At 41.5% G+C, this 12,131-nt stretch carries 13 protein-coding genes and 2 pseudogenes; 4 read left to right on the top strand and 11 right to left on the bottom strand.

All coding sequences use genetic code 11. The annotated features are described in order from the left end of the window. Window positions 1-153: 153 nt before the first annotated feature. From ACKTT2_RS19755 to ACKTT2_RS19725, 8 genes and pseudogenes are all read right to left on the bottom strand, one after another. The gene (locus tag ACKTT2_RS19755; protein WP_407890016.1) at window positions 154-1,794 is read right to left on the bottom strand and encodes an MFS transporter; all 1,641 of its coding nucleotides are present in this window, start codon (window positions 1,792-1,794) and stop codon (window positions 154-156) included. 33 nt (window positions 1,795-1,827) lie between these two features. After that, complete coding sequence (locus ACKTT2_RS19750) at window positions 1,828-3,222, bottom strand: cytochrome P450 (RefSeq protein WP_407890014.1); 1,395 nt, start codon at window positions 3,220-3,222, stop codon at window positions 1,828-1,830. 207 nt (window positions 3,223-3,429) lie between these two features. Continuing rightward, the gene (locus ACKTT2_RS19745; RefSeq protein WP_407890012.1) at window positions 3,430-3,801 is read right to left on the bottom strand and encodes a VOC family protein; all 372 of its coding nucleotides are present in this window, start codon (window positions 3,799-3,801) and stop codon (window positions 3,430-3,432) included. Between the two features lie 403 nt (window positions 3,802-4,204). Next, a complete protein-coding gene (locus tag ACKTT2_RS19740; RefSeq protein WP_407890010.1) occupies window positions 4,205-4,480 on the bottom strand; it encodes a hypothetical protein in 276 nt (91 codons plus the stop codon). Between the two features lie 166 nt (window positions 4,481-4,646). Continuing rightward, complete coding sequence (locus ACKTT2_RS52345; protein ID WP_500691389.1) at window positions 4,647-4,778, bottom strand: SUMF1/EgtB/PvdO family nonheme iron enzyme; 132 nt, start codon at window positions 4,776-4,778, stop codon at window positions 4,647-4,649. Window positions 4,779-4,832: 54 nt separating this feature from the next. Then, window positions 4,833-5,138: pseudogene (locus ACKTT2_RS19735) on the bottom strand (AAA family ATPase); the annotation flags it as partial. A gap of 12 nt (window positions 5,139-5,150) precedes the next feature. Then, window positions 5,151-5,540 (bottom strand): annotated as a pseudogene (locus tag ACKTT2_RS19730) (hypothetical protein); the annotation flags it as partial. Next, window positions 5,527-6,426, bottom strand: coding sequence for an effector-associated domain EAD1-containing protein (locus ACKTT2_RS19725; RefSeq protein WP_407890008.1), 900 nt, complete (start codon window positions 6,424-6,426; stop codon window positions 5,527-5,529). The pseudogene ACKTT2_RS19730 and the gene ACKTT2_RS19725, both read right to left, overlap by 14 nt. A 205-nt stretch (window positions 6,427-6,631) precedes the next feature. Between ACKTT2_RS19725 and ACKTT2_RS19720 the strand changes: the two genes are divergently transcribed. From ACKTT2_RS19720 to ACKTT2_RS19705, 4 genes are all read left to right on the top strand, one after another. Further along, on the top strand, window positions 6,632-6,859 hold the full coding sequence (locus ACKTT2_RS19720; RefSeq protein WP_407890006.1) for a hypothetical protein: 228 nt from the start codon (window positions 6,632-6,634) through the stop codon (window positions 6,857-6,859). Next, window positions 6,856-7,119 carry a type II toxin-antitoxin system RelE family toxin gene (locus tag ACKTT2_RS19715; RefSeq protein ID WP_407890003.1) on the top strand — a complete coding sequence of 88 codons (264 nt, stop codon included), beginning with the start codon at window positions 6,856-6,858 and terminating at the stop codon, window positions 7,117-7,119. The genes ACKTT2_RS19720 and ACKTT2_RS19715 overlap by 4 nt, the downstream gene beginning before the upstream one ends. Window positions 7,120-7,464: 345 nt before the next feature. Continuing rightward, window positions 7,465-7,695 (top strand): hypothetical protein, encoded by a 231-nt coding sequence (locus ACKTT2_RS19710; RefSeq protein ID WP_407890001.1) that lies wholly within the window; start codon window positions 7,465-7,467, stop codon window positions 7,693-7,695. After that, entirely contained in the window at window positions 7,688-8,110 is a 423-nt protein-coding gene (locus ACKTT2_RS19705) for a pepsin/retropepsin-like aspartic protease family protein (RefSeq protein ID WP_407889999.1), read from the top strand. Before ACKTT2_RS19710 ends, ACKTT2_RS19705 begins: the two co-directional genes overlap by 8 nt. Before the next feature lie 242 nt (window positions 8,111-8,352). On the opposite strand, the gene ACKTT2_RS19700 is transcribed toward ACKTT2_RS19705, so the two are convergent. The 3 genes from ACKTT2_RS19700 to ACKTT2_RS19690 form a co-directional block, all read right to left on the bottom strand. Beyond that, the gene (locus ACKTT2_RS19700) at window positions 8,353-9,603 is read right to left on the bottom strand and encodes a cytochrome P450 (RefSeq protein ID WP_407889997.1); all 1,251 of its coding nucleotides are present in this window, start codon (window positions 9,601-9,603) and stop codon (window positions 8,353-8,355) included. A 187-nt stretch (window positions 9,604-9,790) separates the two neighbouring features. Beyond that, window positions 9,791-10,468 (bottom strand): glutathione S-transferase family protein, encoded by a 678-nt coding sequence (locus tag ACKTT2_RS19695; RefSeq protein ID WP_407889995.1) that lies wholly within the window; start codon window positions 10,466-10,468, stop codon window positions 9,791-9,793. Between the two features lie 2 nt (window positions 10,469-10,470). Continuing rightward, window positions 10,471-12,129, bottom strand: a complete 1,659-nt coding sequence (locus ACKTT2_RS19690; RefSeq protein ID WP_407889993.1) for an FAD-dependent monooxygenase — start codon at window positions 12,127-12,129, stop codon at window positions 10,471-10,473. Between the last annotated feature and the right edge of the window lie 2 nt (window positions 12,130-12,131).

Here is a 12,131-nt window from a genome sequence, read left to right as displayed (position 1 = left end):
CAATACATCGAGGGAACTAAATTTCTCTTATTTCCCCCCAATACAAGAGGGAACTAAATTTCTCTTATTTCCCCCCAATACATCGGGGGGACTAAGGGGGGTAATGTGATGAAAATGACAGCAAACCACTTTTCAAACATCCTCTAAATCCCTTTAGGCAATTTGAAATTTGAAAGAAACTGCATCTCGTCTACCGATGCTGAAAGTCAAACCGGGCTTTAACTTATACCAAATTCCTGGTAATAGAGGATATTTGTTAATGTAAGTTCCATTAGAACTACCCATATCCTGAATATAGTACTCTCCTCCCTCAAACTTAATTTCAGCATGAATTCGAGAAACGATATCAGAATTGGGTAATGTGGACAAATCAATATCAGGAAAACTACGTTTGTTAGGTTTTCCTATCCGAATGAGAGAGAAGTTATCTGGTAACTCAATAACTTTGTCACTCTGAACGTGAAACAATCTAGCAACGGGTTTTTCGGCAATTGTAGGAACTTCAACAAAGCTTTCACTAAGATTGACTTGTTCTGCATTAATAAAGCTGAGAGCAACTGTAGGGCTATCTGGAGAGGGGCTGGGGCTGGGTTTTTTAGTTGCTAGTAGAGCATTGAAAATGACCAATGAGAGGATGGAAATAATGGCACTACCTACGAAAACAATTCGGGTTCCCCAGATCATATCAATGATACTTCCTAAGAATGGACCGAGTGTTTGTCCCCACGATTGAACTGTTGAATTGACTGACATAAAGCCAGCGCGAGATTCTTGTGCGGCGAGTCCCGCTAGCAGTGCTTGGGTGGATGGAAATGCCAAACCTTGAGATGCACCAATTAATAGGATAGGGATAAAAAGTAGCCAAACATTATGAATCGCAGGGGTAATGATAAATGCCAGAGCAGCTAAAATGAAAGAAAATTTGATGAGTTTGATTTCAGAAAATTTCTGTGTAATTCGTCCTAATTGAGAAGCGACGATCGCAACAGATATTGATATGCTAGCGAGTAGAAAACCATTAAAAGCAGCAGATGCACCCAAATCTCCAGCTAGAATTGGAATGTAAACTAAACAGGTTCCAACTTGCAGCATGAATTGAATCATTACCGCAAACATCAACCCTATAACCTGACGGTTGTTAATGCTACTCCAAGTACTTTGCAGATACGGTTTTAGCTGAAAGTTTTGAGGGTTAGTGTGGTGCTTTGGTAGCTTGAGGGTAAATACAACTAACAGTGCAACCGGAACAGCAATCAAGGATATCATAAACGGGAAGCGCCAACTGAATCCAGTTAATAACCCGCCGATGAGAGGAAAGAGTGCTGAACTCATACCAATCAAGCCAGCATTAAATGCCATGACAGCACCGAGTTGTCTTCCCCTGTAAAGGTCACCAATGAGAGTTAGCTGCAATGATTCTAGGCTTGCAGTTCCAATACCTTGTACAACTCTCCACTCTAAAAGACTTCGGAAGGTTTGAGCAAAGCCACTTAACACTCCCCCTAGAGCAAACAGCAGCAGTGAAGGAACTAGGATTTGCTTTCTCCCAAAAGTGTCAGCTAAAATTCCGAATATGGGAGTCACAATAGCACCAGGTAACTGAAAGAGTGTTGCGACTAGTGCGACTTGTTCGCTGGAAACGTTAAAAACTTGCGAGATAGTTGGTAAAGCAGGGTTAAAAACTGTCCCCCCTAAAATTGCTATGAGTGTTAAAGCATTAATGATGTAAAAATTTTTATCTTGGGATAGATTTCCGGGACTCGTTGGTTTAGCTTGCATAGTAGAGGGAGCCATTTTATTTTTCCTTTAAGATTTAATTTAAACCATTTACTTGACCCGTTGATTAATTACAACTTTAATACCGTTTTTAGGTTGTAAAGTCATAGTTGGTTCGGGAATAATTGACTGATTGGGAATAAGATTGAGTTCAAATTTTTGGGCAATAGTTGCTAATAATAAAACGGCTTCCATTGATGCAAAGCTTTTACCAATGCAGGTACGCGGACCACCTCCAAAGGGTGCATATACACCTTTGGGAAGTTCTTTTTCTAAGTCGTTAGCCCAACGCTCTGGATAAAAGACTTCAGGATTCTCAAAGTATCGCTCGCTACGATGCATAACCCATTGGCTAATAATTACCGTACAACCTACAGGAACTTTGTAACCGCCAAGTTCGCAATCTTGACTTGCTTCACTCACTCTATTCCATACCACTGGATAGAGCCGCATGGATTCTTTGACAATCATCGTGGTGTATTGCAAAGCAGCAAGATCTGCAACAGTCGGAGTGCGATCGCCCAATACTGTTTGAAGTTCTTGTTGTAACTTGGTTTGCACTTCAGGATACTGAGCTAAAAGCATCCACGTCCAAGCCAAACTATTTGCAGTGGTTTCATGTCCGGCGAAAATAAGAGTTGCGATCGCATCGCGCAATTGCTTATCGCTCATTTGAGAGCCATCGTCCTCATCCCGTGCTTGCATCATTAGTGACAGCAAATCCCCAGGATCTTCTCCACTCGAGCGTCGTTCTTCAATAATCCTATAAATATACTTATCCAATTGGCGGACAGCAGATTGGTAACGACGATTAGACGGAGTTGGAAGTCTCTTAGACAAAGCAGGGAACGGAGATTTACGATTTTCCACAAACCAAGGAGCCGCCAAACCCATTGCTAAAGCTACATCCTGAGCCTCTTTGTCAGTTGCATCGCGACTAAAAAGAGTTTTCATCACAATGTTAAAAGTGAGATGCATCATCTCAGCTTGAATATCCTTTGTTTCTCCGTTTTGCCAGGAAGCAAGCATTTTTTCTGTATATGCAACCATCACCTCACCATAACCAGCAATCCGTTTTTGGTGGAAGACAGGTTGAGATAAACGGCGCTGACGAAACCAAGTATCTCCATCACTCGTCAAAAGCCCTTGACCTAACAAAGTGCGAAAAAGGACTTTCAATATTTTTGGCGTACCAAACAACTCCCGATTTTTAAAGACTTGCTCGATATACTCAGGCTCAGTTATCAAAATAGATGGACTCGATCCCAAATGAAAAGGGACAATTCCACCATATTGTTGAGCGCATTGGGTCAGAAATCCAAGGGGGCTTTGTTCAAATTCCATCAGATTTCCTAGTAAAAACTTTCCTTTAGGACCCGGTAACGAGAAGACATCTGGTAGCTTAGAAGTTGAATTGTTCGATTTGGTTGGTTCTGAGGTTAACATGACTTTTCCTCTGAAATGATAAAGAATCAAAGATGAAGAGATGAGGAGAGTTCGTACTTAAAACTTCATTATCGAGTTGACTAAGTAGATAGGTGATAACAACTCGAACTATGTAAAGGTGTGTAACACACTCAAACCCTTACAAAGGACAAATGACCAATGACAAATAACGCTCCTAACAAGTTAGCTTTAGTTGAGACGACTGACTTATTGTTGACAATCAATTGTAAATGGGTTGTTTTCTGGGTCTAAACCTTCAGCCACTTTTAAGCCAGGTGAAGGAGAACGAACAGGACCGAGTTTAACACCACGCTCTATTAAAGTATTGTAAGCTGTTTCAAAATCATCAACGTGAAATGCAAGTTTAGGTCTATCCTTCCCAAAGTCTACATCCATGTTACCGTGGAGAACCAAAGTGCATTCACCAGTTGCAAACTCTGCCCACTGTTTATCGCTACGACCATCTATACTCTTAAAAGACTTTACCTCAAGCCCTAATAGGTCGCGGTAAAACTGTATTTGTGTATTTATATCTTGTACGTAAAGAATTACTTTTGTTAAACCTTGTATAAGACTCACGTTATTTTTACCTCATTAAATAGACTGCTTTAACCAGTGACCAGTGACCAGTGACCAGTGACCAGTGACCAGTGACCAGTAACCGATGGTAGGAATGTAACATCTTTAGTGAATGTTAGCTATATCTAGTTACCATCAAAGGTTGAGGTTTTTTCGGAAATCAAGTAGCTCTGTACGTTCAGTGCAGACTTTTTCTGACCTTTTCTGTCTTTTTATGACTCTAAGTAGTTGGACACAATTAATTTCAATAATATTTTTGCTTTGCCCAATGCCCAATGCCCAGCCGAGTGCGAGTGTATTTAATTTGGTCTAGTGCAACTGGGCAAATTGCACTTCACAAAGCAACTTTTTGTTAAAAAAAGTTGCTTTGTGTCTTACTTTGTATATATTCCAACGAGATCCCTTAAGGAGACGGAAGCGCTACTCGATTGTTGGGAACAATCTGTGGCTGATACGAAAATACCTCTCGGCTAAGGGGCTTTACGGTCACCTTAACCCAATTCACATCGTTGTTATCGTTCGCCGCATTGTTGCCAAATGTTTCGACACGAGTGAAGTTTTCGAGCCGATTGGCGCTATCCCCTAGGATAAATTTATGAGTTTTGGGTAAACGATTCAGAATCGGCACGTACCATTTAATCAAATCGTAGGTTTTTTGAATAATAGGTAGTTCTTCCATATGGATGTGAGAAAAGTTTAGGCAAAATTTACAAAGTGGAATTTACATGAGATACTATATTCGTGTAGTTGGGTTTTTGAAAAAAATTAATATCAGTCCACTCCGTTGCGATCGCCAAGTGCCAAGAAAAGAGGAGTCAAGGGCAAAAGCGCTCAAGTGTTAAGGATTACTGAGTTCTCGACAACACAACGCACACCAACCGAAAACCGATATAGTTGTTGACGTTGACCGGGTCGCCGTAGCTGCGACACGCGGAACGACAGAAAGCAGGGCTGTTGAGCCACGAACCACCGTGCAGTCATCTTTTTTGATTATCATTATCTCTCGCTTTACCCATGCTTCTCCATTGGTACGTTCCTAACGGTCCTAAGTCAATATAGTTCCCAATTTCTTTCAAATTATCCTCACTTGCACCTTTTGCATCCTGCAACCGCCCAATCGCATCGTAGCGATCAAGCCCATCCTTGAGTGTAGTGCGAGTTGTAATTGACCAGTGTAATACTTCTCCCAAATTCAATTCATAAGCAACAGCGTAAGCTAGAGAAGTTTTACCTGTTCCTGGCTTACCAGTCACTAATAAAGGTCGCCGTAAATATAAAGCTGCGTTAACTAACTCTATTTCTTCAGGACGGGCTTGGTATGTTTCACCTCGTCTTTGCGCTACAAAAAAATCAAGAGGAGTAAATTTTTGATGATTACTAGGGAGATCCTGTAAAGTTGCTAAAATGTCTTCTACAGTATCACTCTGTTGCAGAAAACCCTGAGGACAGCAAACTTGATACGCTCTTTTAATAGCGATGATATCTGAATTTTGATAAGCTTGAAGAATTTGAAGCAGAGAATCTAGAGTAGATTCTGGTTTTATAAGGCTATTAAGCTCATCTTCAACCTCTTGCATCTCTTTCTCTTTTTCCAGAATTTGTCGCTTCAATTTTTCTAGAGTTGCTGCATTTCCCTCATGGTTTAATTGCTGATTCAGCGCCGTATATTCCTTCTCCAAAGCGTATAAGCGTTCTTGAAGAACCTTCTTTTTGATTTGCAAAACTCTACTTTCTATCATGTTCTAATTCGTTAATCTGTTCTTCGACTTTTTTCATATCCTGCTCGATCGCTTCAAGTTGTCGTTGTAAGTTATTGCGAGTTTGGGCGTTTTCAGTGTAATTCAACTGGTTAGATACTGCTTCAAAGTCACTTTCTCGAATTTCCAACCGTTTGTTCAATTCTTTAAGTTTAATTGCTTGCACTCGACTCCAAGATTGATGGGAAGACAAAACACTTAATCGACCTTGAAGTATATCGAGCTGCTGTCCTAAAGGGTCTTTGTTTTCATTAGGTATCTGGTAATTGATTTCTTTGATAAATTCTTTCAATTCTAGATTACCTGAATTAGTAGTATATGCAGCCTGTACAAGGTCTTGCAACCACCCCTGACTATTAGCCCATTTTAAAAGATTATATACAATATCTGTATAATTTCCACTATCTGCAATAGTATTTAAAGGAATTCCTAAATTATCATCTAGCATCCTCTTTAATTCAGCTTTATTTAAAAACGCACTCATTAAAGCATCTCTCAGTTTTTTTCGTTGCTCATTATCTAACGTCAAAGTCATAGTCTGCGCTCGTTGATTTTTAGGTGATATCACTGGAGGTGTAGGCGATCGCTGAATTGTACTATCAGATGGAAGAGGAGAATCCTTAAATAACTGTCCTCCATCATTATCCTCCCAACGCAAATAGAGCACGGGACGATACCATTGATCTCCTTCAATCCCCATAGCAGTTTGTCCGTTACCTAATGCGATCGCTAATGACTCTTTTTGTCCTAGCGAGAGGTAAAAATCTTCTGCAAAAGCACTTGCAGCATCCACACCAACAAGATACTGCATTGCCACCACAGCCGGAATACCTTGACCAATCAGATTTTGTGCAACCCCATTAAACATTGATAACCAATATTATTAAACTATAATGCTTGTAAATCAGCAATAACCAAAGCGACGCTTTATGGATGCTACAATCTTAGTTGACTACCTAAAAACTATATCGGAGCTTTTTCTTCAAGATTTATAGTCAGGGTGGTGTTCGATACTTCCCACCCTGTTCCCCTAAAGATAGGGACTTTCTTCACTAGATACAAAGAGGTTAATCATGAAAACTGAACAAGAGAGAGAAGAATTAATTAAAGCTATCAATGTACTATTAAATCAAGCATATGATAGTACCATAGATGAAATTTATGCTTTATTGAAAAAAATTGATGATGAAGAGGATGAAGAGGATTTAAAAGCTATTCAAGAAGCTAGGGAAGATATACGTATTAACGGTACAGTGTCTTGGGATGAATATATGGATGGATATAAGAGAGAAATTGCGTGAGTTATCAAATCAAATTTTCTAAAAGTGCAATTAAACAACTTAATAAATTACCAATAGATATTAAGGAAAGAATCGATTCAAAAATTTTAGATTTAGCAATAGAACCTCGTCCAAACGGTGTAAAAAAATTACAAGATGAGAATTCATATCGAATTCGAGTAGGAGATTACCGAGTTATTTATGAAATAGAAGATAATTTTTTATTAGTCACTGTGATTAGAGTAGGGCATCGTAGCAAGGTATATAAAAATGATAGTTGACAAATAGCGATCGCCTGTCCTATACGATCGACAAATTGAATTTATCCCGGCGTTATCTACAGTCAAAATCAGTCTACTGGAGGCGGAGCCTCCGGGGAATGGGTTCCCAGCCTAGAGGCTGGGAACCCGTCAGATAATACCCAATAATTCGATGAAATGTTGGGTTTCGTTCCTCAACCCAACCGTACTTAAATCATCTGTAAATAAGGCAACTATTACCAACAGACAAAAAGCATACAATACAAGCTTTTACGCCTTCAGCCCTCTACCTTTGTACTTCTGCCTTTATGTACTAGGTTTTTACTTCATGATACTATCAATTTAGCGTCACATATAATTGTATTTATGCCTGTTAACGAACTGCTACCAAATCTGCAAAAACTATCTCGTGCTGATAAGTTAAAAGTCATGCAATTTTTGATACTGGAACTTTCTAGAGAAGAAGAAACTGAAAGCTCTTTGTATAAGTTTCAAGCTCATGTAAATGACTCTATAGATTCGCCTTATGATTGTTATGAAGCGGCTCATAAGATGAATAAAATGCTAGAAGAATACAAGCATAGTAAAAATGTCTAAAAGACAGAGATTTGCCTACACTCAAAAGAAAAATAATTTAGGTTTGACTCTCTATGTACCATTTTTGGACTTAGTGTGGGCTCGTGGCCATCGCTTCTTAGAAGTGACTGCTTTGCTTGATACAGGGGCTGATGTCAATGTTTTGCCGTATGATATCGGAGAGCAGTTAGGAGCAGTTTGGTCAGAGCAAACAACACTATTGCAATTGGGAGGAAGTTTGGGACAATTTCCAGCACGAGGGTTAATTTTGATAGCAACACTAGGTGAGTTCCCACCAGTTCCTTTAGTATTCGCTTGGAGTCAGTCCAACAATGTTCCCTTATTGCTTGGTCATGTCAACTTCTTTGCAGAGTTTAATGTCTGCTTCTACACCTCTGAGTTGTCTTTTGAAATCAGCTTAAAGCAAACAAACTAGAGTGCGCTGCGAAGCACAAGCTGTACTCAGCTTATCGCTCCAAAACCTGACGCTATCGGGTTCCAAGAGTTGAAGCAAGTGGCGTGCGACTGCGGAACTTTTAGCCCGTCACTAACAAAGAACGGGCGTCCTCGCCCGTTCCACAAGAGAAAGTTGATTATTTTTTATTTGGAAGTCCCTTACCTTCTACAAAATTCCCGACTTGCTTAAGAAGAAGCCGGGAATTCACTACTCTCTACTCCCTAAACTACAGGTTTATTAAAACCAACTCGTAGATGATTGGGACCGTGAAACACGATGTTGTTAGCCCAGTCAATTTTCTCATCTAGCAAACGAAGTTCGGGTAAACGGTTTAGCAACACGTTTATAGCAATCTGACCCTCAGCACGGGCTAGAGACGAACCGAGGCAATAATGGATACCACCACCATAGGCACTGTGTTTGTTGTCTTGACGTTGTATATCCAAGACATCGGGATTTTTGAATTGGGCGGGGTCTCGGTTCGCTGAGCCAAGCATGAGACCTATGCTGTCCCCGCGCCGAATTAACTTATCACCAACCTCTACATCTGCATAAGCCCACCGTGTCACCATTTGGATTGGCGTGTCGTAGCGGACGAACTCTTCCACTGCAGCAGGAATAAATTCGGGGTGAGAACGTAACTTCTTGAGTGCTTCTGGATGGCGGAGTAATGCCAAAGTTCCCTTAGCAATCAGATTGATTGTAGTTTCGTGTCCCGCCGTCAACAAGTGAGTACAAGTAGCGACAATTTCAAAATCGCTCAATTTGTCGCCCTCGTCAGCAGCCTTAACTAAAGCTGAGATTAAGTCTTCCCGTGGATTAGCGCGTCGCTCTTTAATCAGAGGAGTAAAATAGTCGATAAATGACTGAGCACCCTGGTTTGCCTTTTCGTAAACTTCTGGTGGTGGTTTCAAACGGGAAGCACTCGCATGCTGCATAGCTAACGCCCATTGACGAAACAGAGGCAAATCTTCTGGGTCAGCACCTAGCATGATAGCAACAACCTTTGTTGGCAGAGGGAAAGCAAAATCCTCAACCAAGTCCAATTCTCCACGATTTTGAACTTTATCCAACAAATTATCTGCAATTTGGTAAATAGCAGGACGAATATTTTCGACAATTTTTGGGGTGAATGCCTTGCTAGCCAGAGATTTTAGTCGTGTATGATTGGGTGGTTCTCGAAAAACTATCCAGTTACTAACCAGAGATAAGAATGCATTATATGCTGTTGGTACTGGTGTGGTTTCAACATCCTCACGTTCGTTCAAAGTTTCGCGACCAAATCTTCGGTCTTCCATCACTTGCATGACATGGTCGTAACGGAAGATATACCAAGCACCAGGTAATTGGGGATTTGCTGAAATTCCCCAATGTACGGGGTCTTCTTCTCTATATCGACGATAGACTGCGTAAGGATCGGCGATGACTTCTGGTATAAATGGGTTGAGTCTTTCAATTGTAGAAACAGTCATTTTTTCTCCGTTAGTTGTTGGTGGTTAGTTGTTAGTGGTTAAGGGATTTCCAAGAAATAAATTATCTATCTTGTGGGATGGGCGTCCTCGCCCGTCCTGTGTCAGTGGCGGGCTAGAAGCCCGCACCACAAGAAATTTTAGTAAATTTTTTTATTTGGAAGTCCCTAATACAATTAGCCATTAGCCATTAGCCATTATCCAATGGCACTAATTCAAGTGGGTTTTTTAACGCTGACAGCATTTGTATCATTTGCTCGCGTCCAGAGTTTTGAACTTTTGCTACAGATGGTCTGGATTCTAAACGTCGCACATAATCTGTTAATTTAGGGAAATGCTTGTAGCTGTAAACCATACGTAGGTAACTTAGGGTGGGTGCAGCAGCACAGTCTGCAAGGGAAAATTCTTCTCCGCCTAGCCAAGTTCTATCTGATAATCGTTGTTCGAGTTGCAAACACGCTGTCTCTAATAACCGATGTGCTTTCTTTACCTCACTACTCCCTTGTTCTTCTACCAGACGCTGAGAGTCGGAAAATAACGCTTCGCGTCCTCGGTTGATGTAAGTGTCAATGATTCGTTCGAGCATTCGGACTTCTAAAGCTAGCTTTGGATCTTGTGGGATGAGATGGGGTCTATTCTGAAAGTATTGGTCGAGATACTCGATAATTATGCAAGCCTCAAATAGTATTTGACCGGATGAGGTTTCTAGTGTGGGAATTTTGGCAAAAGGGTTAATTTTTGTATAGCGCGATCGCTCTTCTTTATCAAAAAGATTAACTTCTATAGGTGTAAAAGCTACATCTTTTTCATAAAGAGCAATCAGGACTCGCTGGGAATAGGATGAGGCTGGAGCGTAATAAAGTTTCATAATCAAAAACAGCCTCGGACGCGATCGATAAGAGTCCCTGGGTCACTAGGTAAAGTATCGCCTCGCCAAGCAACGTGTCCGTCTGGGCGCACGAGGACATAAGCTTTTTCGTAAAGTTGGGCAATCTCTGGTTTTTCGATAAAGCTGATTGTCAGTGGAACTCGTCTTTCGTAGCAAGCTTTGGCAAAAGTGTCAGTTCCTTGTTGTCCTTGAAAGCATAGCAGCACGTACCCTTGACCAAAAAGATCCAATATAGATTTGTTAGGTTCTAACCATGCATGAGGTGCTCGCGCTCCGGGATAACTACTTTGAGTCCATTGGAAAGGATCGCTGTTGGGAGGCGTACCATCAGGAATCACGATCGCCGACTCGTAACGGAATCCAAAATGAACTCCTGGTGCGTCGAACTCGCGCTTAACGCCACTACGCTCTAAACCCTCAGCCATAGAACGACGCATTGCTTCGCCTTCGGGAGAATCGCTCATAATTCCTGGAGGAACGGTACGTTTTTGTCCGCGTTGGAGGTTGGCATTAGCTTCTTCTAAGTTTCTGACTGCGATGGGACGCCTTTCCATTTCATAAGTATCGAGCAACTTTTCTCCGCCCCAGCCTTTGAGTGTAGCCGCTAGTTTCCAACCTAGGTCGAGTGCATCGCAGATCCCTGTATTCATCCCAAAACCACCGGAAGGCGAGAGCGTATGAGCAGAATCGCCTGCAAAGAACACTCGCCCTTGACGGAATTGGTCTGCAACGCGATGGGTAAGATACCATTTCAGATTGGAAACGATTTCAATAGGGGTATCTATTGCGATCGCTTCTCGAACGGCTTCTTCTGGATCGCGCAACTGACCATCTTCTTTTGGTTTCAGAATGAGACGGTACGATCCCCGTCCATCCACAGACCGGAGTGGCTCTTGTAAGGTAGGGTTAACTAGGAAGAAAACCATAGCATTGCTCGAACCCAACTGCTCTCCTAACTTTGGTGCATTAAACACAACGCTTTGAAACAGTTGAGTGGAATGGAATGATGGAGCTTCAACGTTGCAAGCTTTACGGACTGTACTGCGAGCACCATCGCAAGCCACCATATACTTGGCGTGGATAGTTTCCGTGTTTCCCGAGTCTACATTTGTTACATGAGCAACCACTTCTTCCTCCGTTTGTTCAAAGCTATCCAAACGACAAAGAAGCTTAATGACTCCTGATGGATATTGTCCCAATGCATCCATTAAAACGGGTGCAACCAAATTTTGAGGACAAACTTGCTCTGGTTCTGGCGTATATTCGGGTAAGGTTCTTTCGGCATATGATGGAAAATGAACTCGGTATATTTCATAACCTCCTACTGCCGTTACCCAAGCAACATCCAAAGTATGGTCAACAGGCCATCCAGCATCGCGTATTTGCTTAGAGATACCCCAACGGCGGTAAAGTTCCATCGAGCGAGGTCCAACCGTGCTGACCTTAGGGTCAATCACTACTCCATCCGATTGCTCTATCAAAATACAATTAATACCTTGATAACGCAATTCAAGTGCTGTTGATAAACCAACCGGTCCACCGCCAACAATCAGAACATCAGTGACCAGTTTATCAGTGACCAGTGACCAGTGACCAGTGACCGGTGATGTGTTTGCCTCTGATTTAACATGATTATTCATAA

It is taken from the genome of Scytonema hankhaensis NUACC26 (genome assembly GCF_045865695.1).
Classification (GTDB): Bacteria; Cyanobacteriota; Cyanobacteriia; order Cyanobacteriales; family Nostocaceae; genus Scytonema.
This window is presented reverse-complemented; position numbering and strand designations above follow the sequence as displayed.

Coding starts and splice junctions, on each gene's coding strand:
- ACKTT2_RS19695 (WP_407889995.1), bottom strand. CDS start 10,468: ATGAAACTTTATTACGCTCCAGCCTCATCCTATTCCCAGCGAGTCCTG.
- ACKTT2_RS19700 (WP_407889997.1), bottom strand. CDS start 9,603: ATGACTGTTTCTACAATTGAAAGACTCAACCCATTTATACCAGAAGTC.
- ACKTT2_RS19750 (WP_407890014.1), bottom strand. CDS start 3,222: ATGTTAACCTCAGAACCAACCAAATCGAACAATTCAACTTCTAAGCTA.
- ACKTT2_RS19690 (WP_407889993.1), bottom strand. CDS start 12,129: ATGAATAATCATGTTAAATCAGAGGCAAACACATCACCGGTCACTGGT.
- ACKTT2_RS19755 (WP_407890016.1), bottom strand. CDS start 1,794: ATGGCTCCCTCTACTATGCAAGCTAAACCAACGAGTCCCGGAAATCTA.
- ACKTT2_RS19710 (WP_407890001.1), top strand. CDS start 7,465: ATGCCTGTTAACGAACTGCTACCAAATCTGCAAAAACTATCTCGTGCT.
- ACKTT2_RS19720 (WP_407890006.1), top strand. CDS start 6,632: ATGAAAACTGAACAAGAGAGAGAAGAATTAATTAAAGCTATCAATGTA.
- ACKTT2_RS19725 (WP_407890008.1), bottom strand. CDS start 6,426: ATGTTTAATGGGGTTGCACAAAATCTGATTGGTCAAGGTATTCCGGCT.
- ACKTT2_RS19705 (WP_407889999.1), top strand. CDS start 7,688: ATGTCTAAAAGACAGAGATTTGCCTACACTCAAAAGAAAAATAATTTA.
- ACKTT2_RS19740 (WP_407890010.1), bottom strand. CDS start 4,480: ATGGAAGAACTACCTATTATTCAAAAAACCTACGATTTGATTAAATGG.